A 19,879-nucleotide genomic window follows, 5' to 3' on the forward strand; every position below is an offset into this window, starting at 1 on the left:
GTAGGTCGCCGCCGGGAGTTTTATCCAAAAGCCCCGCTCTCATCACTGAGTGCGGGGCTTTTGCTGCTCCTATGCCCAAGTGCTATTATTACCCCTTCCAATCGCCTCGTATTCCCCAATCCCTTGCACTGAGAAACCCGGCACTGCTTTTTCGCTGTGACAGAGTGACGGAGAGATTTCGGCAGCTTCAGATTCCTTGAAGAAAAAAGGTGGTCCCAAGAAATAGGACCACCTTTGTAGGTCTAAAGCCCACCACGTTCGTCGACATCTTTTGGGCATGGTTCAGGCCAACTTTTGAAAAGAATCACGGTGACCCGATCCCGGTCCCGGCCGAACTCAAAGACAAGGTTGTGATCGTAGGCCATTTGGGCAACTGGTTCCAGTTGCCCCACGTCCCGAAGCCGGAAGAGGACGCGGTTCCCTTTGGCGAGATGATCGATGAAGCTCGCGGAGACCTCGAACTCAATCGGCCCCCATTCCCGTGTTAAGTCAGCTACCCCCATGTCCGCGCCAATGACGGTGCTGTCTCGCAGGATAAATCGTCTGGGGAGGTATGAACCTTCGTCGGTACCGGTTTCCGTCGGTTGAGTATCTGGTGACTCCAGCGGGGCAGCAGCGATTACCATGCCTGCTGCCACGGTGGCATTGCTGAACCGGTCAATAAGGATAAAACTACCGGTTTCGCGATTCTGGCGGTAGGGGTCGAAGGCCACTGCGCGGTCCAGTTCCAGACGAACCACGCCGATGCCGTTGAGTGCCAGCGTCGGAACCTGTCTCTGTTCAAGAGTGTTAACGTCAACCGCATACTGGACGCGGGTGATGCGGCCGGGGGTCACGGCGCTGGCGGTCTTGACGAGGTAGATCTGCCCCGGCACCAGTGGAGTGTCGTGGAGCCAGACCAGGTGGGCCTCTGGGTGCCGAGAGAGACGCGGCGGCACATCGGTTGCTGTCAGCATGTCGCCTCGGCTGATGTCAATTTCGTCGGAGAGGGTGAGAGTCACTGCCTGACCGGCCACCGCCTCCGGCAGGTCGCCTCCCTTGGTGACGATCCGTGCCACACGGCTGGTGAGGCCGGAGGCGGCGACTCGCACTTCATCCCCCGGGCGGACGGTGCCTGCGGCAATGGTGCCGCAAAAACCGCGAAAATCGAGGTGCGGACGGTTCACCCACTGTACCGGCAGCCGGAACGGTTCTGTTGTGCGCTCTTCGGCGACCTGTACGGTCTCCAGGTAGCTCATGAGGGTAGGACCCTGGTACCAAGGGGTGCTGCTGCTCGGCTCGATGACGTTGTCGCCGTTCAGGGCCGAGATGGGGATCGCGGTGATGGAGGCGAACCCGAGGGGAGCAGCAAACTCCTGGTAGTCGCCCACGATCGTGGCGAACCGTTGTTCATCGAAGTCGACGAGGTCCATCTTGTTCACCGCCAGGACCACGTGGCGGATTCCCACGAGGGAAACCAGGTAGCTGTGGCGCCGCGTCTGGGTCAGGAGTCCCTTGCGGGCGTCCACAAGGATCACCGCCACCTGGGCGGTGGAGGCGCCGGTCACCATATTGCGGGTGTACTGCTCGTGTCCGGGGGTGTCGGCGACGATGAATTTGCGCCGGTCGGTGGAGAAGAAGCGGTAGGCCACATCGATGGTGATCCCCTGCTCGCGCTCCGCCTGCAGTCCGTCCAGCAGCAGTGCGTAATCGATGGCCCCCCCCTGGGTGCCGACCTTTCTGCTGTCCGCCTCCAGAGCCGCCAACTGGTCCTCGAAGATCATCTTGGAGTCCCAGAGAAGTCGCCCGATAAGGGTGCTCTTGCCGTCATCGACGCTGCCGCAGGTGATGAAGCGGAGTAGCGACTTCTCCTCCTGGCTCTTGAGGTAGGCGAGGATATCCTTTTCGATCAGTTCCGATTGGTGTGCCATTAGAAATACCCCTCCTGTTTCTTCTTCTCCATTGATCCCGCCTGGTCGTGGTCGATAAGCCGCCCCTGGCGCTCGGAAGTGCGGGTGAGGAGCATCTCCTGGATGATCTTGGGGAGGGTGTCGGCCGTCGACTCCACGGCGCCGGTGAGGGGGTAGCAGCCAAGGGTGCGGAAGCGGACCGATTTGTGCTGTACTGTCTCGCCCGGCTTGAGTTCCAGGCGGTCGTCGTCCACCATGATCAGCATGCCGTCGCGCTCCACCACCGGCCGCACCGCTGCATAGTAGAGGGGGACGATCGGGATATTCTCCAGGTGGATGTATTGCCAGACATCCAACTCGGTCCAGTTGGAAAGCGGGAAGACCCGGATGCTTTCCCCCTGCTTGATGCGGGTGTTGTAGAGGTTCCAGAGTTCCGGACGCTGGTTTTTGGGATCCCATCGGTGGTTGGCGCTGCGGAAGGAGAAGATTCGCTCCTTGGCACGCGATTTTTCTTCGTCACGTCGGGCGCCACCGAAGGCGGCGTCGAACCGGTACTTGTCCAGCGCCTGCTTCAACCCCTCGGTCTTCATGATATCGGTGTAGAGGGCCGAACCGTGGGTGAATGGGGAAATCCCCTGCTCCACTCCCTCCTTGTTCACATGGACGATCAGGTCGAAGCCGCATTCGGTCGCCATCCGGTCGCGGAATTGGATCATGTCGCGGAATTTCCAGGTGGTATCCACGTGCAGCAGGGGAAACGGCGGCGGTGCCGGGTAAAAGGCCTTGCGTGCCAGGTGCAGCATGACCGCCGAATCCTTGCCGATGGAGTAGAGCATCACCGGGTTGGCAAATTCGGCCACAACCTCACGGATGATGTGGATGCTTTCTGCTTCGAGCTGCTGCAGGTGGGTCAGCGTGGTTCTCATGTCGTTATCCTCGTAAACGGTTGTGCCTTCCATCAGCGCCGGTGCAATCCGCACTCTTTATGTTCCGGATTCTCCCACCACCAGCGGCCGGCACGGGGATGCTCGCCCGGGGCCACGGGGCGGGTGCAGGGAGCGCAGCCGATTGAAGGGTATCCCTGTTTATGGAGACGGTTTACCGGGACCCGGCGCTTTTCGGCGTACTCCCAGACCTGTTCCTCACTCCACTCCAGGAGCGGGTTGATTTTCAGTATGCCGCCGTTTGCTTCGTCGCTTTCGATGGGAGAGAGGCCGGTCCGGGTGACGCTCTGCTCGCGGCGGAGCCCGGTGATCCAGCCGGCAAGCCCCTTAAGCGCCCGGCCAAGTGGTTCCACCTTGCGGATGTGGCAGCACTCGTGGCGGTTGTCCAGGGATTCACGGAAGGAGAAAAGCCCCTTCTCGCGTTCGAGCTCCTCCACCGCTTCGTGCCGCGGGAAATACCAGTCTATCGGGATCCGGTAGCGCTCCGTGATGGCGTCTGCCACCTCGTAGGTCTCCTCGTGGAGGCGCCCCGTGTCGAGGGCGAATATCCCGATTGGGCACCCCAGTTCCTTTGCCATGTCGATGATAATGACGTCCTCCACAGAGAAGGAGCAGGCGAGCTTGACAGAGCCCATGGCCGCTGACACTCCGGCCCTGAGGATGTCCTGTGGAGTGGCGTCCTGGGGGAGTTGTGGGATTTTTTTCTGAATGGTTACAGTCATGGTGGGACCTCTGGTTTGGTTCGCGTCCGTAGTGCGTGAGCGCTCCGGGCAAAGGGTGTTCAGATGTTCAGGCCGATCAGGGGCCAGATGAAGATTGCCGCGGCCATGAAGAGGAGCCAGGAAATGGCCATCACCAGGGCACCGGGGATGATGATGTCCTTGCCCCGCAAGTATCCCGAGGCGTAGGCGATGGCCGTGGCCGGCGTCCCCATGGGGAGGCAGTAGGCGAGACCTGCGGGAAGCGCAATGGCGAGCGTCATAACCCTGAGATCCATGCCGAGGCTTTTTGCCAGGGACATGCCGATCGGCATGAGGATGGCGACCACAGCGGCGTGGCTGATGCACTCGGTCAGCAGGATCGACACCAGGGAGATGACGGCAATCACCATGAGCGGCGACGGTGAGAAGGCCCCGAGCCCCCGCTCGACAATCCAGAGGGCGGCGCCGGTTTTTTCAAGGGCGGTGGCTAGGGCGATGGAACCGCCGTACATGAGGATGATTCCCCAGTTGACGTACTCTTCTATTGTCTGCCAGGAGACCACTCGAAAGACGAAGAGGGCGACCATGGCCAGGATTGCGATGTTTGCCAGGCCGATCTCTTTGCCCAAGGCCATCCAGCAGGCGATGGTTACCACCATTACTGCGGCAACGGTCATCTCGCCGTATCCCATTTTCCCCGTTTCGAGTCGTTTGCGGTTCAGGAAGCGAAGCCCTTCGTCGACTCCCGCAATGTCGGGGGGGAAGAAGAGGATGAGCAGGAGAAAGCCGATGACAAGCAACGGTGCGACGATCATGATGGCGGCAACGGTCCACTCGAAGAAAGTATAGTCGAGGCCGCTCGCCTCCCGGAGCATCCCCACCGCCAGCGGCGCACGCGCCCCGCCGAGGAAGGTGGCGATCCCTCCGATGATGCATCCCCAGGCTATGGCCATGAAAAGGAGCTTGGCGTAGCGGCTCCTGCCGCGCTCGAGACCGAGGCTCGTGCCGATCTCCGCGACCACGGGGAACATCATGGCCGCCACGGCGTGCTCGCTCATGCAAAACGAGAGAATCGCCGAAAGGAGGAAGACCGTCAGGGCGAGGCTGCGAGGCGTCTTGCCGAACCGGGCCAGCATGGCGCGGGCGAGCCGGGCTGATAGCCCCGTGCCGGTCATGGCCGCCGCCAGGATAAAGGCACCGATGATGAAGAAGACCGCCTCGTTGCCGAAGAGGGCATAGGTCTTTTTTGCTTCCATGATGCCGAGGAGAGGCAGCAGGGCCATTGAAAGGAGCGCCGTCACGGCGATGGGGAGCAGTCCCGATATCCAGAGGAAGATGGTTGCACCAAAGAGGATGAGGGCATGGTACCCTGCCGCCGAAAGCCCCTCCGGAGGCGTGAGTCTGAAAAGAATAGCGCAGACGATGATCAACCCGGCAAAGACCTGGTAGCGCGCAGACCGGTCGATGAGGATCAGCCAGAGAGGTCTGGTGTCGATCTTCAACGGTTTGTCGAAGAGTTCCCGTTCCATGATCAGAGCCCCGCCGATTCGTATGACTCTTCCACCTGTCGCACCCGCAGAGCCCGGCGCAGGTCGGAGGTAGCCAAGAGTCGCCGGTCCCGGAGCCGGTTCATGAAGCCCCGCAGGGTTCCCCCCTGCGTCTGCGGGACGAGGGGGGTGGCGAGGGCGATCAGCGGCAGGAGCGGGGCCACGGTTGCTTTGGATGTCCGCCATGCCGTTGCCAGGTGGCCGTAGGCTGCTGCCACCTCTTCAGTCCCGCAGCGGCTTGCCGGTGCGGGGAGTTGCAGCAACGGAACGATGCCGCGGGAGAGGAAATTGTCGATTCCCGCAAGGAGAGCTTCGAGGGGGGCTTCCCCCAGGACGAGGGACGATGCCACCGCCCAGCGGGGGAAGACCGTCTGGGCGCACTGGAGCGAGGCAAGACGGCTCTCTTGGTCGGAACGCCCGAAGGTGAAGGGGATATGAATGATGTCGACGCCGGAGGCGTACGCCCGCTCCAGAAGAGCCGGGGACACCGCGAAATCCATCGTTCCCAGGATGTGGGTGTTGAAATTTTTCTTGATGAGGCGCGCCAGGGTCTCCCCCTTCGTGAAGGTGCCCGGCGCGCCGAAGCTGAGATGAAACAGTTCGGCCGGGGCAAGGCAGTAGCTGTCGAAGAGGGTTTCCAGAGTTTCCCGGGGTGGGAGCTCGCCTCCGACGTGGAATACGTTTCCGTCGCGGCGCAGATCCCGTGAAGTTACAGGCAGGGGAGGGTCTGCCAGGAGTTTCTGGAGTTTTGTGTTGTCAACCACCATTGCCGTGCTCCAGGACCGTCTCGGGGGGGCTCTTTAGTTTCATGGTGTTGAATTGTTCGATCTGATTTTTGGGTATTTTATCGTTATTGTCAAGAAATAAAATCGCAGTATTTATGTCTGGTTTGGTGTTGTTTTCTCTGTGCTGGTAACTAGTCGGATTTAATGGGAATATGCTCGCAAGAGAGGTGGCCAAGCCGTGTAGATAAAGCTACGGTACCAGTCTACCACAGGCTCGGGAGGTTTTGAGGGGCGGTGGGGTTTTTTGCCTGCGGCCTAGCCGCAGGCGGGGCACGTTAGCTTTTTCTTGATGGGAACTTCGCGGAATTTCAGCGCCAGGGCGCTGTAGGTGAGAAGGCGCCCCGTGAGGAGTTCGCCGATGCCCATGAGATACTTGATCGCCTCGGTGGCCTGGATGGTGCCGATGACGCCGGGGAGGACTCCGATGACGCCGGCCCGTGAGCAGGCGGTGGCCACCTCGTCGTTCTCCGGGGGTTCGGGAAAGATGCAGCGGTAGCAGGGGGATTCCCCCGGCAGGACGGTCATGGTCTGCCCGTTGAAGCGGAGAATGCCGCCGTGGGAGAAGGGTTTGCCGGCTGCGACGCAGGCGTCGTTGATGAGGAATTTTGCAGCGAAATTGTCGGTGGCGTCGATGACGAAATCGAAGTCGGCGATGATCTCCGCGATGTTCGATGCCCCGACCCTCGTTTCAAAAGGGATGACGGTTACGTCGGGGTTCATGGCGGCCATTTTTTCCTTGGCCGAAACGACCTTGGGGCGCCCCAGGTCGGCAGTGTGATGGGCTATCTGGCGCTGGAGGTTCGAGAGCTCCACCCTGTCTGAATCGGCAATGCCGATGGTGCCGACACCCGCAGCCGCCAGGTAGAGGGCAACGGGGGAGCCGAGGCCACCGGCGCCGATCACCATGACCCGCCCTGCCAGGAGTCGTTCCTGCCCCACCTCGCCAACGTTTTCCAGAATGAGGTGACGGGCGTATCGCTCAGATTGTTCTGCGGTGAACATGTGGGTATTCTCCCATGAGTGATGAGTGTTTCTTGACAGTAATAATAAAAAAACCCCGTCTCGTCAAGGCGGGGTCTGGATGTTTCAATGGGGAAAATAGTTTGGGCGCTAGACAGTGATTGGCGTCAGATAGGCCTTGATCTTTTTTAGTGCCCCTTCCTCAATCTGACGGACCCGCTCGCGGGAGATTGCGAAGTGGTCGGCGATCTCCTGGAGAGTAAGTGGTTCGTCTGCCGTTACCCGATTCTCGACTACGTAGCGCTCCTTCTCGTTGAGCCGCTCCAGTGCCTGGGTCACCTGGCCGTGGAGGAGTGACGCCTCCTGCTGCTCTGCCAGGGCTTCCTCCTGGTTCTGGCGCTCGTCCACAAGGGTATCCAGCATGGTGAGCCCTTCCCCGTCCACCAGTTCTGCGTCCAGAGAGTAATCGCCCCGCATCCGCTGGTCCATTTCGATCACCTCCGACTCTTTCACGTGGAGGGATAGGGCGGTGGCTTCCGTGTCGTCGCCTCCGGTCAGTCGCCGGATGGCGTTCTTGGCCTGGTTCAGCTTGAAGAAGAGTTTCTTCTGTGCTTGGGTGGTGCCAATCTTGAGAAGGCTCCAGGCAGATATGATGTAATTCTGGATGTAGGCCCTGATCCACCAGACCGCGTAGGAGATGAGACGGATCCCCTTGTGGGGGTCGAATTTGCGGACCGCCATCATGAGGCCGATGTTTCCTTCCTGGATCAGGTCGAGCATCTTCATGCCGTAGGACTTGTACTCGGCAGCGACCTTCACCACAAACCGGAGGTTGGCGGTGATGAGGCGGTGGGCCGCTTCCAGGTCCTTCTCTTCATAGAACTTTACGGCGTACAGGTGTTCCTCCTCGGGGGTGAGGACGGGGAACTTCCTGATTTCCGCCAGGTATAGGGTGAGGCTGTCGGCAACAACGGGGAGATTCATGGTCATGAATCGGGGTCCTCCTGTCGCAAGGTTTTGTTGCTGGGTTAGCACTCGGTTTGTCTGAGTGCTAATAACTTAACAAGGGGAAAATGAAAAATCAAGGGGTTGTAGTAATTAGTTCCATTTGTGCAGAGCAGCGCATGCCGGGCCAGAGGGAGGGATAACAGGGCCGGGGGAGCGTCCGGATTGCCGGGGGAAACCCCTTGCCCCCTGCGGTATTCCTGTGATAAACCGTAAAGAGTTTCATATTACGACGCTCCGCGCCGAATCAATGGAGGTTCCAGCAGATGGAGATCAGAATCGTGCCGCTCCCGGATGACCGGAAAAAGCCCAAGTACACCGACGAATCCCAACTCGGTTTCGGCAAGCTCTTCACCGACCGGATGTTCATGGTCGAGTGGAAAATCGGCCAGGGGTGGGTCGATGCCCGCATTGAACCCTACGCCCCCTTTGTCCTCGATCCGGCCTGCTCTGTTCTGCATTATGCCCAGGAGATCTTCGAGGGGCTCAAAGCCTACAAGTGGGCCGACGGCACTATTACCCTCTTTCGCCCCGAGATGAACGCCCGGCGCTTCAACCACTCCGCCGACCGCCTCTGCATGCCAGAGGTGCCGGAGGAGCTTTTCCTCGACGGCATCGAGAAGCTCGTGGCGCTGGAGCGCGACTGGATTCCCTCGTCGGAAGGGACCTCCCTCTACATCCGCCCCACCATGATCGGCGTGGAGCCGGTCCTGGGGGTGAAGCCCGCTGATCACTACTACTTCTATGTGATCCTCTCTCCTGTTGGTGCGTATTACTCCGCGGGATTCAATCCCATCAAGATCATGGTGGAGGACCACTACGTCCGCTCCGTCCCCGGCGGCACCGGTGAGGCCAAGACCGGCGGCAACTACGCCTGTTCCCTCAAGGCCGGCCTTGAGGCGAAGAAAAAGGGGTATGACCAGGTTCTCTGGCTCGACGGGGTCGAGCGCCGCTACATCGAGGAGGTGGGGGCCATGAACATGCTCTTCGCCTACGGCAAGACCATCGTCACCTCCCCCCTCACCGGCACTATCCTGAACGGCGTCACCCGTGACTCCACCCTGAAGCTGGCCGCGAGCCTCGGCTACGCCATCGAGGAGCGGCTCATCGACGTGAATGAGCTCATGGCCGACATCCGTTCCGGCAAGGTGACGGAGGCTTTCGGCAGCGGCACTGCTGCAGTCATCAGCCCGGTCGGCGTTCTCACGTACAAGGACGAAGTCTGTACGGTCGGCAATGGCGGCGTGGGGCCGATTACCCAGCAGCTCTATGACACTCTGACCGGCATTCAGACCGGCAAGGTTCCCGACACCTTCGGCTGGACCCGCAAGATCGCATGATTTAGAGAGAAAGGGCGGCGGAAACGCCGCCTTTTCTTTTGCCCCCACTTTCTGCTACTATTGCGGCAGCGGAGATATCATTCGCACATCTCTATGAAGGTGCCCATGAAGCGGAATCCCGACGTCAACAAGCTCTGCCTCTCCTGCCGCCGCCAGTGCAAGCAGGCGGCCACGGCCGTCATCTCCTCCTGTCCCCGCTACTATCCCGGCCCGAAGATCAAGCGGGAGAACTGGAAGCAGATGGAGTTGGATCTCCTTTCCTCCCCCTGATCCCCCTCACAATTCATGTTTCCCCTTCCTTGACTTCCCCCCGGGGCGTGCCTATGTTTTTCCTGTACCAGGAAAGGAGAGCGCCCCATGATTCGACCCGAAAAAATGACCATAAAGACCCAGGAGGCCCTGGCCGGCGCCCAGCAGCTCGCCGCGCGGCAGGGAAACGGCGCCATCGAGCCGGAACATCTCCTCGCAGCGCTCCTCGAGCAGGAAGGGGGGCTTGTGGCCCCGATTCTCCAGAAGGTGGGAACAGCGTCTGCCTCCCTGCGGAGTTCCGTTGACGCGCTCCTTAAAAAGCTCCCCCAGGTGAGCGGCGCCACGGCCCAGGCCTACCTCTCCCCCTCTCTGAACCGGATTCTCGATGGGGCCCAGCGGGAAGCCGATGCCATGAAGGACGAGTTCGTCTCCACCGAGCATCTTCTCCTCGGCTTCTTCGCCGACAAACAGTGCGCGGCCACTCGGGCGCTTCTCGATGCCGGAGCCACCCGCGAGAACGTCTTGGCGGCGCTCGTGGAGATCCGCGGTGGCGAGCGGGTCACCGACCAGAGCCCCGAGGACAAGTACCAGGCTCTGACTAAGTACGCCCGTGACCTGACCGACCTGGCCCGCCAGGGGAAGCTTGACCCGGTTATCGGCCGGGACGATGAGATCCGGCGGGTACTCCAGGTCCTGTCCCGGCGCACCAAGAACAACCCGGTTCTCATTGGCGAGCCGGGGGTGGGGAAGACCGCCATCGTGGAGGGGCTCGCCCAGCGGATCGTCTCGGGGGACGTGCCGGAATCCCTGAAGGATAAGCGCCTCGTGGCCCTCGACATGGGGGCCCTCATCGCCGGCGCCAAGTATCGGGGGGAGTTCGAGGAGCGGCTCAAGGCGGTTATCAAGGAGGTGGCCAAGTCCGAGGGAAAGGTGATCCTCTTCATTGACGAGCTCCACACCCTGGTGGGGGCCGGAGCCGCCGAGGGGGCCATGGACGCATCCAACATGCTCAAGCCGGCCCTGGCCCGGGGGGAGCTCCACTGCATCGGCGCCACCACCCTTAACGAGTACCGCAAGTACATCGAGAAGGACGCGGCCCTGGAGCGGCGCTTCCAGCAGGTCTACACCGGCGAGCCGAGCGTGGAGGACACCATCGCCATCCTCCGGGGGCTCAAGGAGAAGTACGAGACCTACCACGGCATCCGGATCAAGGACAGTGCCATTATCGCCGCCGCCACACTTTCGGACCGCTACATCACCGACCGCTTCCTCCCCGACAAGGCCATCGACCTCATCGACGAGGCCGCCTCGCGCCTGAGGATCGAGATTGACTCCATGCCGACCGAGATCGATGAGGTGGAGCGCAAGATCATCCAGTTGGAGATCGAGAAGCAGGCGCTTTTGCGGGAGCAGGACCCCCACGCCCTGGAGCGTCTCCAGAAGCTGACTGACGAGCTGAACGGGCTCCAGGCCCAGGCGGCGGAACTGAAGGCCCACTGGCGTCAGGAAAAGGAGATCATCAAGGGACTCAGCGAACTGAAGCAGCAGCTTGAGGAGAGGAAAGAGCAGGCGAAGAAGGCCGAGCGGGAGGGGAACCTGGCTCGTACCGCAGAGATCCGCTATGGAGAGATTCCTGCCATCGAGAAGGAAATGGAGGAGAAAAAGCAGCAACTGGAGGCGCTCCAGAAGGAAGGGAAGATGCTCCCCGAAGAGGTTGATGGCGAACTGGTGGCTGAAATCGTCTCCCGCTGGACTGGTATTCCGGTCTCACGCATGATGGAGGGGGAGGCGGACAAGCTCGTGCACATGGAGGAGCGGCTCAAGGCCCGCGTGGTGGGCCAGGACGACGCCCTGCTGTTGGTGGCCAACGCCATCCGCCGCGCCCGGTCGGGGCTCTCGGACCCCAACCGCCCCATCGGCTCCTTCCTCTTCCTGGGCCCCACCGGGGTCGGGAAGACCGAGACCGCCAAGGCCCTGGCCGAGTTCCTCTTCAACGACGACCAGGCCATCGTCCGAATCGACATGAGCGAGTACCAGGAGAAGCACACCGTGGCCCGCCTCATCGGCGCGCCCCCCGGCTACGTGGGGTACGAGGAGGGGGGGCAGCTCACCGCGGCGGTCAAGCGCCGCCCCTACTCCATCGTCCTTTTCGACGAGATCGAGAAGGCCCATGCCGAGGTGTTCAACGTCCTCCTCCAGGTCCTCGATGACGGCCGGCTCACCGACGGCCAGGGGCGGACAGTGGATTTCCGCAACACGGTCATCATCATGACGAGCAACCTGGGCTCCCAGTGGATCCAGCAGTATGGCGCCAGCGACTACACCCGCATGAAGCAGATGGTTACCGAGACCCTGCGGGAGAGCTTTAAGCCCGAGTTCCTGAACCGGATCGACGAGGTGGTCATCTACCACGCGCTGCCGCTGGAGCGGATCAAGCAGATCATCGACATCCAGATCCAGGGGTTGAAGAAGCGCCTCGCCGAGCGGCACATCACCCTGGAGATCACCGACAAGGCCCGGGAATACCTGGCTCAGGAGGGGTACGATCCGGCCTACGGAGCACGGCCCCTCAAACGGGCGATCCAGCGCAAGGTGCAGGACCCCCTGGCTCTCATGCTCCTCGAAGGGAAGTTCCGGGAGGGGGACACCATCCGGGCCGACCTCTCCCATGGCGGAGAAGGGCTCGTCATCACGAAGAAATAATAATCTCCTGCACGCGGGGTTCTGTAGCGGGCCATCCTTTTCGGGAGCGGCCCGCTTTTTTCTTCACAGTCGCTGACGTTGGGGCTAGGATTGCCGAAAAATCGTGTACGGGAGATACCATGAAGCTTCTGTCCTTTTGGGTGGTAGCAGCTCTAATGCTTGGTGCTGGTGCCGGTTCAGCACCCCTTGCGGAGGCAGAGGTGCCTGCCCCACTCCACGAATCTGCCGGCAAAGGGTACGCATCCCTGCGTGAAAGCCTTGTCATCCGCTTCGACGGTCGGACGCCGAAGGAGTGGAGCGAAACGGCAACAGGGGTCAAGACTCGCCTGGCTGGGGGTGACAGGAGCATTGCCTTAACCTTTGACGCCTGCGGCAGTCCAAGGGGCAAGGGGTTCGACGCCCCCCTCATCGATTTTCTGGAGCGGGAGAAAATTCCGGCCACCCTCTTTGTGAGCGGTCTCTGGATCGACGCGAATCCGGCACTGTTCCGGCGCCTGGCAGCAAATCCCCTGTTCGAGATCGCCAACCACGGCCATCGGCACCGTCCCGCGTCGGTTACGGGGCAAAAGGCCTACGGCATTGTGGGAACCCGCACCGTGGGCGACGTGGTGGACGAGATCGAACTGAACGCCCGGCGGATCGAGGAGATCACGGGTAAGCGCCCCGCCTTCTACCGCTCAGGCACCGCCTACTATGACGAGGTGGCGGTAGATATCGTCGCTGCCCTGGGAGAGCGGGTGGCCGGCTATTCCCTTCTCGGCGACGCAGGGGCGACCTTTTCTCCCGAGCAGGTGCGCGCTGCCCTCCTGAAGGCCCGGCCGGGCGATATCGCCCTCCTCCACATGAACCATCCCGAGTCGGGCACCGCCGCCGGGGTCATGGCAGCCATTCCCGAGCTCCGAAAAAGGGGATTCCGGTTTGTGAAACTCTCCGATGTGCCGGTGAAGTGACGAGATATGCCTTGATTTGTCGCGCAGTTTTGGTTTAGAAAGGTACCTTTCCACCCTTTCACAGAAAGTGATGCCCCCATGAAATCCCTGACGCTCAAGGCCCCCGCCAAGGTCAACTACCGGCTCGACGTGCTCCGTCGTCGGCCTGACGGCTACCACGACCTCCGGATGATCATGCAGCGGATTGATCTCTGCGACGAGATTACGATTACTCTGTCCGACACTTCCGGTGTCCGGGTCACCTGCGGCCGCGAAGGGGTGCCCGACGGTCCGGAAAACATCGCTTGGCGGGCTGCCAACGCGCTTCTGCCCCTCTCCGGGCAGGAAGCGGGAATCGACATCGCCATTACCAAGAACATCCCCGTTGCTGCCGGGCTTGGCGGCGGGAGTAGCGACGCGGCCACGGTTCTTCTGGGGGTGAACGAGCTTCTGGGGCTCGGCCTTTCCATCGAGCGGCTCATGGAGGTCGGCGTGACCCTGGGTGCCGACGTGCCGTTCTTCGTCTTCGGCAAGACGGCCCTGGCCGAGGGGATTGGGGAAGTCCTCACGGCAATCGACGCCGTTCCGCCCCTCTGGCTTGTGATCGTTAACCCCAATATCCCGGTGTCGACCGCCTGGGTGTACCAAAGTTTACGGTTGACAGGTGAGTGGAATGGCGATACTATTCCTCGCTTCTTCAAGGATGTAGCGGATGTCTGTGCCGTCCTCGCCAATGATCTCGAATCGGTGACCATCGGGCGGTATCCGGTGATCGGTGAAATCAAGGAGCGACTGGTCGCCGCAGGGGCTGCTGGGGCCCTCATGTCCGGCAGTGGCCCCACGGTTTTCGGGCTTTTTGCTGCCGAGGAGGAGGCGCGTGGCGCGGCCCAGTCCATTGCCAGTTCATCCGACTGGTTCGTTACGGCAGTCAGGGCTTTGGTGTGATTGGCCGTTGCCAGGCAGTACAATAACCACACTGGGGTGTCGCCAAGCGGTAAGGCACCGGATTTTGATTCCGGCATTCCAAGGTTCGAATCCTTGCACCCCAGCCACTTACTCCAGCATCATCTGCGGGTCGCCGCAGGAAAATAAATTTGCGGGCAAGGCAGCGTATGAACGACAAGATCAAGGTGTTCAGCGGCAATTCCAACCGGCAACTTGCGGAGAAGATCTGTGAAAATCTTGGTCTCCCCCTCGGGAAGGCCAATGTCAAGAATTTCTCCGATGGCGAGATCATGGTTGAGATTGCCGAGAACGTGCGCGGGCGCGATATCTACGTGGTTCAGTCCACCTGCGCGCCAACCAACAATAATCTGATGGAGCTGCTCATCATGAATGATGCCCTGAAGCGGGCGTCGGCGGCCACCATCACCGCGGTTATCCCCTACTACGGCTATGCACGTCAGGACCGCAAGGCTGCCCCCCGGACTCCCATCACCTCGAAGCTCGTAGCCGACCTTGTTACGACCTCCGGCGCTGATCGGGTCGTGACGGTCGACCTTCATGCCGGCCAAATTCAGGGATTTTTTAATATTCCAGTCGACAACCTCTATGCCGCGCCGGTTATCCTGGAGAATCTCAAGCAGCGTTTCCCCGAGAATGGCATTGTCATGGTTTCTCCCGATGCCGGCGGCACCGAGCGGGCCCGCGCCTTTGCCAAGCGCTTGGGCTGTACCCTGGCGGTTATCGACAAGCGCCGGACCGGCCCCAACGTGGCCGAAGTCATGCACCTGATTGGCGATGTGAAGGACAAGACAGCCATTATACTTGACGATATGATTGACACAGCCGGCACCCTTACCCAGGCTGCCAAGGCGCTGAAAGAGCATGGGGCGAAGGCTATCTATGCCTGTGCCACCCACGGGGTTCTCTCGGGGCCTGCCATTGATCGGATCAATGGTTCCGACATCGAGGCGGTCGTAATTACCGATACCGTGCCTCTTGGGGATAAGGCCGAGAAAACCAATAAGATTAAAGTGCTGACCGTTGCGGACCTCCTTGCCGAGGCCATTCGTCGTATTCATTCCGACGAGTCGGTAAGTTCACTCTTCGTTTGATTTCGTGCGGCTCTGTCCGCAGTGGAATAGAATCTGAATCGCTGGTAGCGGAGGAAATCATGCAACAGAAAACTATAAGCATAGAGCAGAGGGAAAAGGCCGGTAAAGGTGTTTCCCGGAAACTTCGGGCTGTCGGGCGCGTTCCCGGTGTCGTGTATGGCAAGGGAATCGAGCCGGTTGCCGTGTCCGTGGATGCCAAGGAACTGGCCGGCGCCATCGTTGGCGAGGGGGGCCGCAACAACCTGATCACCCTCCAGGGGGGAGGAAGCCTCAACGGGAACACGGTTATCGTTGCCGATCTTCAGCAGGCTCCCCTCAAGGGAACCTTTATTTCAGTGGACTTCCACAAGATCAACATGGATGAGAAAGTTCGAGTTCACGTTCCGGTAGCTCTCGTCGGTACTGCTGCGGGTGTCAAGGAGGGTGGCATGCTCGACCTGGTCATGCATTCGCTCGATCTGGAGTGCCTCCCCTCGCAGATCCCCGAGCACGTTGAGGTGGACGTGACCAATCTGGCCATCGGCCATGCCATCCACGTGGGCGAACTGGTTCTCTCTGCCGGCGTCAAAGCCCTTGACGACCCGAAGGCTACCGTCGTCAGCGTCCATGGCAAGGCTAAGGAAGAGGTAACTGTCGAGGAGGGGTAACCTCCTCGTCGCATAGTACGCCAATGGCTACAAGACTTATAATCGGGCTGGGGAATCCCGGCCCGAAGTACCAATGGACCCGCCATAACGCGGGTTTCATGGTTTTAGACCACCTTTCCCGCATCATGGGGACTTCGGTCGCCAAGAAGAACTTCTCCGGACTGTATGGTGAGGGAAGCTGGCATGGTGATCGCCTGCTGCTGCTCAAGCCACAGACCTTCATGAATCTCTCCGGGAGATCCGCGGCCGAGGCGCTCCGCTTCCACAAGCTGACCCTTTCTGACCTGATCGTAATTCATGACGACCTCGATATTCCCTTTGGCCGGGTAAAGCTCAAGGAGGGGGGAGGGCATGGCGGCCATAACGGTCTCCGTTCCCTTATGCAGGAGTTGGGTGGTGGCGGTTTTGTGCGGGTCAGAATCGGTGTGGGGAGACCCGTGCGCGGCGACGCCGCCGATTATGTCCTTGCCAATTTTTCTTCTGCGGAAATGGCCGGCCTTCCTACGCTCCTGGACGGTGTGGTTGATCTTCTCGGAGAACTCGTAAGGAATGGGCTCCCGCGAACCATGAGCCTTTATAACAACAAGGATTTTCTACCGACAGCCTGATATCCCTCCTGCTGTCATTCCAACGCGAAAGAAAGAATGCACCATGGGTTTTAACTGCGGTATCGTCGGACTCCCCAACGTGGGAAAGTCTACCATCTTTAATGCGCTGACCTCTGCTGGGGCCGAGTCGGCAAACTATCCCTTCTGTACCATCGACCCCAACGTCGGCATCGTTCAGGTTCCCGACGAACGGCTGGAGCGCTTGGCTGAAATCGTCAATCCAGAGCGGATACTCCCCACCACCATCGAGTTCGTCGATATTGCCGGACTGGTCAAGGGGGCAAGTCAAGGGGAGGGGCTCGGCAACCAGTTCCTCGGGCACATCCGTTCGGTGGATGCCATTGTCCATGTGGTCCGCTGTTTTGATGATGAGAATGTGGTGCATGTGAGCGGGAGTGTTGATCCGATCCGTGACATCGAGGTGATCCAGACCGAACTGGCTCTGGCTGATCTGGACAGTGTGGAGAAAAAATTCCAGCGCGTCGAAAAACAGGCCAAGAGCGGGGACCGGAAGCTCAAGGATGAAAGCGAGTTTTACGCCCGCGTCAAGGGGGCGCTGGAGAAAGGCATTCCCGGACGACACGCCGAGGTGGGTGACGATGAGCGCCTCTGGATGCGCGATCTGCATCTGCTGACCGATAAGCCAGTCCTCTACGTTGCCAACGTTGCCGAGGACGACCTGGAGGGGGCGCATCCTTTTGTCGCCAAAGTGCGGGACCTGGCCGAGAGTGAAGGCGCCCGGGTCGTTGTTATCTGTGGTCGGATCGAGTCCGAGATAGCCGAACTCGACGGAGACGAAAAGAAGGCGTTCCTTGCCGAAATGGGGCTCGCAGAGTCGGGCCTCGACCGTCTGATCCGGATGGGATACGATCTTCTCGGGCTCATTACCTATTTCACTGCCGGCAAGAAAGAGGTCCGGGCCTGGACTATCCCAGCCGGCACCAAGGCGCCCCAGGCAGCCGGAGTCATCCACTCGGATTTTGAGAAGGGGTTTATTCGCGCCGAAGTCATCGCCTACCGTGACTTTGTGGCTGCAGGTGGCGAGGCGGGGGCCAAGGAAAAAGGGCTTATGCGCCTCGAAGGGAAAGAGTACGTTGTTCAGGACGGCGACGTCATGCACTTCCGGTTCAACGTGTAGGAGTAAGACGATTGGCCGGTAGGGGCGCATATCACGATAAAATTCTTGAATAGCAGGGTAAGCTGTAGTAAATTTCTTTTTTTGCAGCGACCTTAGGTCGCACGCTCCTTGCTCCGGGTCGGACCGGGGCTACTAATCCGCGAGGAGGAAATACACATGGTACGGAAGTATGAGACGGTAGTGATCGTCCAGCCGGACCTTGGCGACGATGAGCTCAAGGGGCTCAATGCCAAGGTGACGGACATCATTGCCACGATGAAGGGCGATCTCCATCGGCTGGAGGACTGGGGGGTGAGGAAACTCGCATACCCGATCAATAAGAGTGCGCGGGGCCGGTACTACTACGTCCGCTTCGACGGTGACGCTGCTCTGATCGCAGAACTGGAGCGGCGTCTTCGCCTTGATGACAAGGTCCTGCGCTACCAGAGCGTGAAGATCGAGAAGGAAACCGCAGCCCCCGCAGCGAAGGCTGCTCCTGTGGAAACGGCGCCGGCCGCCGAAGCCGCTGAATAAGAGATCGGAGGTTCAGGATAGATGAGCGAAGAAACTACTGTAAGACCCGAAAGAACTGAAAGATCCGAGCGGCCCGAACGGCCCCAGTACCGCGGCAACGGCCCGCGCAAGAGAAGACCCTTCCAGCGCCGGAAAGTTTGCCGCTTCTGCGCGGACAAGGATCTCGTCATTGACTACAAGGATCCCCGCGTCCTCCGCTCCTTCATAACCGAGCGGGGCAAGATCGTTCCGCGCCGGATTTCCGGCAACTGCTCCAAGCACCAGCGTGAGATTACCGAAGCGATCAAACGGGCCCGCAACATTGCCCTGATTCCGATTGCCTCCACGCACGTTGTCGCGTAAGCGGCGGAACGCTCGATGGTAACTGGCGACCGGGGTATCATCCTCGACATCGTCAAGGGGGTGTGCCTGTCGGTAGTGATTTTCATCGTCTACCTGCAGGTCCCTCTGTTGGGAATGATAGCGGGAGTTGTGGCCCCTCTTCCCGTTCTCTATTATCAACTGAAGTCGGGGCGCTGGATGGTCGGAGCTATTGCAATTTCTGCAATAGCTCTGATTTTCATTCTGGTTGGCGGCCTGTCGGTAGCTGTCCTGTATCTGCTTCAGGCAGGGCTTCTTTCGGTTGTTCTTCCCCACTTTCTTGCACGGGGGCACAGCGTCAGTCGCGCACTCGCCTCAGCGGTATTCACGGTAGCAGTGGTCGCCACCATTTCTGTTGTTAGCTATGGGATTGCAACGGGGATAGATCTTGACCGTCAGGTGACGGCGGCGATCAAGACAAATCTGGAACAGACCCTGGCTCTTTACAAGGCAAAGGGCGCATCGGGTGAAGATCTCCAGTTTCTCAAAGAAGGACTGCAACAGGTTGGCGACATCTTTGGGCGGATATATCCGGCAATGCTTCTGGTCAGCCTTGCTGCAGTTGCCGGAATCAATCTGCTCATACTCCGCCGGTTCCGGGAAAGGCTGACGGTCAAACTTCCGGACACCCCGTTCAGCAGCTTCAAAAATCCCGAGTATCTGGTGTGGGGATTGATTGCCGCCGGTTTTGCCCTCCTGATCGACAATGGCGTCGTTCAGGAGGTAGCTCTTAATGTAGTGGTTGTTACCGGATTTCTCTATGTTATGCAGGGGCTCGCCGTGGTTGCCCATTTTTTTGCGAGCTACAGAGTGCCGGCGTTCTTCAAGATTTTTTTCTATGTCCTGCTCCTACTGCAGGCGTATCTGGTTCTGGCGGTAGCGCTTCTCGGTCTTTTTGATCTGTGGGCGAACTTCCGCAGGCCGCGAATTTATGAAAACCTGTAACATTCAGGCTGGGAGGAAAAACAATGAAAGTGATTCTCAAAGAAAATCTGGAAAATCTTGGTCACATCGGCGACATCGTGAAGGTAGCACCGGGCTATGCCCGCAACTACCTCCTTCCGAGAGGGTATGCGATCGCAGCAACCGAGAAGAACGCCAAGGCCCTTGACCATGCCAAGCGTCAGCTCGAGTACAAGCGCAACAAGGTCCTCGAGCAGGCAAAAGGGTTTGCCGCAAAGATCGAGGGGCTGACGCTCTCTATCGTGCATCAGGCCGGCGAGGAAGGGAAGCTGTTCGGTGCCGTCACCAACATGGAACTTGCCGAGCACCTGAAGGCCAAGGGCATTGAGATCGACCGGAAGAAGATTGTCCTTGCCGAGCCGATCAAGCACATCGGCGAGTACACCGCCTCTGTCAAGGTGCATCCGGAAGTTGCAGCTTCACTTAAAGTGGTGGTTACCAAGGCCGAATAGGTCGCGGTTTACATGTATGCAGGTGAGGGCGGTTCCCATTTGGGGCCGCCCTTTTCTTGTTGTGCGCGTCAAAGAGCCTGTGCCTGATG

The 19,879-nt window shown here is 59.9% G+C and carries 20 protein-coding genes and 1 tRNA gene; 14 read left to right on the forward strand and 7 right to left on the reverse strand.

Annotated features, from left to right (window positions below; translation table 11 throughout):
* Positions 1-242: 242 nt before the first annotated feature.
* From cysN to rpoH, 7 genes are all read right to left on the reverse strand, one after another.
* Entirely contained in the window at positions 243-1,910 is a 1,668-nt protein-coding gene (cysN, locus tag KI811_RS17065; protein ID WP_214187678.1) for a sulfate adenylyltransferase subunit CysN, read from the reverse strand.
* Positions 1,910-2,815 carry a sulfate adenylyltransferase subunit CysD gene (gene cysD, locus KI811_RS17070; protein WP_214187679.1) on the reverse strand — a complete coding sequence of 302 codons (906 nt, stop codon included), beginning with the start codon at positions 2,813-2,815 and terminating at the stop codon, positions 1,910-1,912. Before cysD ends, cysN begins: the two co-directional genes overlap by 1 nt.
* A 32-nt stretch (positions 2,816-2,847) precedes the next feature.
* Positions 2,848-3,555, reverse strand: a complete 708-nt coding sequence (locus KI811_RS17075; RefSeq protein ID WP_214187680.1) for a phosphoadenylyl-sulfate reductase — start codon at positions 3,553-3,555, stop codon at positions 2,848-2,850.
* Positions 3,556-3,614: 59 nt separating this feature from the next.
* Positions 3,615-5,063, reverse strand: a complete 1,449-nt coding sequence (locus KI811_RS17080) for a DASS family sodium-coupled anion symporter (RefSeq protein WP_214187681.1) — start codon at positions 5,061-5,063, stop codon at positions 3,615-3,617.
* Positions 5,064-5,065: 2 nt separating this feature from the next.
* A complete protein-coding gene (locus KI811_RS17085; protein ID WP_214187682.1) occupies positions 5,066-5,848 on the reverse strand; it encodes a hypothetical protein in 783 nt (260 codons plus the stop codon).
* Positions 5,849-6,121: 273 nt separating this feature from the next.
* Positions 6,122-6,868 carry a HesA/MoeB/ThiF family protein gene (locus tag KI811_RS17090; RefSeq protein WP_214187683.1) on the reverse strand — a complete coding sequence of 249 codons (747 nt, stop codon included), beginning with the start codon at positions 6,866-6,868 and terminating at the stop codon, positions 6,122-6,124.
* A 108-nt stretch (positions 6,869-6,976) separates the two neighbouring features.
* Positions 6,977-7,816 carry an RNA polymerase sigma factor RpoH gene (gene rpoH, locus KI811_RS17095; protein ID WP_214187684.1) on the reverse strand — a complete coding sequence of 280 codons (840 nt, stop codon included), beginning with the start codon at positions 7,814-7,816 and terminating at the stop codon, positions 6,977-6,979.
* Between the two features lie 281 nt (positions 7,817-8,097).
* Here rpoH and KI811_RS17100 point away from each other — a divergent pair, with 281 nt between their 5' ends.
* The 14 genes from KI811_RS17100 to rplI all read left to right on the forward strand — a co-directional run bounded on the left by KI811_RS17100 (position 8,098) and on the right by rplI (position 19,790).
* The gene (locus KI811_RS17100; protein WP_214187685.1) at positions 8,098-9,171 is read left to right on the forward strand and encodes a branched-chain amino acid aminotransferase; all 1,074 of its coding nucleotides are present in this window, start codon (positions 8,098-8,100) and stop codon (positions 9,169-9,171) included.
* Positions 9,172-9,276: 105 nt separating this feature from the next.
* Positions 9,277-9,441 carry a hypothetical protein gene (locus tag KI811_RS17105; RefSeq protein ID WP_214187686.1) on the forward strand — a complete coding sequence of 55 codons (165 nt, stop codon included), beginning with the start codon at positions 9,277-9,279 and terminating at the stop codon, positions 9,439-9,441.
* Between the two features lie 87 nt (positions 9,442-9,528).
* Positions 9,529-12,123 (forward strand): ATP-dependent chaperone ClpB, encoded by a 2,595-nt coding sequence (clpB, locus tag KI811_RS17110; protein WP_214187687.1) that lies wholly within the window; start codon positions 9,529-9,531, stop codon positions 12,121-12,123.
* Positions 12,124-12,323: 200 nt separating this feature from the next.
* A complete protein-coding gene (locus KI811_RS17115) occupies positions 12,324-13,073 on the forward strand; it encodes a polysaccharide deacetylase family protein (protein WP_281874668.1) in 750 nt (249 codons plus the stop codon).
* A 78-nt stretch (positions 13,074-13,151) separates the two neighbouring features.
* Positions 13,152-13,997, forward strand: coding sequence for a 4-(cytidine 5'-diphospho)-2-C-methyl-D-erythritol kinase (gene ispE, locus KI811_RS17120; protein ID WP_214187689.1), 846 nt, complete (start codon positions 13,152-13,154; stop codon positions 13,995-13,997).
* Positions 13,998-14,029: 32 nt separating this feature from the next.
* Positions 14,030-14,104, forward strand: a tRNA-Gln gene (locus KI811_RS17125).
* Positions 14,105-14,164: 60 nt separating this feature from the next.
* Complete coding sequence (locus tag KI811_RS17130) at positions 14,165-15,109, forward strand: ribose-phosphate pyrophosphokinase (protein ID WP_214187690.1); 945 nt, start codon at positions 14,165-14,167, stop codon at positions 15,107-15,109.
* Between the two features lie 59 nt (positions 15,110-15,168).
* On the forward strand, positions 15,169-15,756 hold the full coding sequence (locus KI811_RS17135) for a 50S ribosomal protein L25 (RefSeq protein WP_214187691.1): 588 nt from the start codon (positions 15,169-15,171) through the stop codon (positions 15,754-15,756).
* A 23-nt stretch (positions 15,757-15,779) separates the two neighbouring features.
* On the forward strand, positions 15,780-16,364 hold the full coding sequence (pth, locus tag KI811_RS17140; RefSeq protein WP_214187692.1) for an aminoacyl-tRNA hydrolase: 585 nt from the start codon (positions 15,780-15,782) through the stop codon (positions 16,362-16,364).
* 43 nt (positions 16,365-16,407) lie between these two features.
* Positions 16,408-17,502 carry a redox-regulated ATPase YchF gene (ychF, locus tag KI811_RS17145; RefSeq protein ID WP_214187693.1) on the forward strand — a complete coding sequence of 365 codons (1,095 nt, stop codon included), beginning with the start codon at positions 16,408-16,410 and terminating at the stop codon, positions 17,500-17,502.
* 156 nt (positions 17,503-17,658) lie between these two features.
* Positions 17,659-18,015 (forward strand): 30S ribosomal protein S6, encoded by a 357-nt coding sequence (rpsF, locus tag KI811_RS17150; RefSeq protein ID WP_214187694.1) that lies wholly within the window; start codon positions 17,659-17,661, stop codon positions 18,013-18,015.
* Positions 18,016-18,036: 21 nt separating this feature from the next.
* On the forward strand, positions 18,037-18,357 hold the full coding sequence (gene rpsR, locus KI811_RS17155) for a 30S ribosomal protein S18 (protein ID WP_004514573.1): 321 nt from the start codon (positions 18,037-18,039) through the stop codon (positions 18,355-18,357).
* A gap of 15 nt (positions 18,358-18,372) precedes the next feature.
* Entirely contained in the window at positions 18,373-19,320 is a 948-nt protein-coding gene (locus KI811_RS17160) for a YybS family protein (protein ID WP_214187695.1), read from the forward strand.
* Between the two features lie 23 nt (positions 19,321-19,343).
* Positions 19,344-19,790, forward strand: a complete 447-nt coding sequence (gene rplI, locus KI811_RS17165) for a 50S ribosomal protein L9 (protein WP_214187696.1) — start codon at positions 19,344-19,346, stop codon at positions 19,788-19,790.
* Positions 19,791-19,879: the final 89 nt, after the last annotated feature.

This window comes from Geobacter hydrogenophilus (genome assembly GCF_018501225.1).
GTDB classification, from domain to species: domain Bacteria; phylum Desulfobacterota; class Desulfuromonadia; order Geobacterales; family Geobacteraceae; genus Geobacter; species Geobacter hydrogenophilus.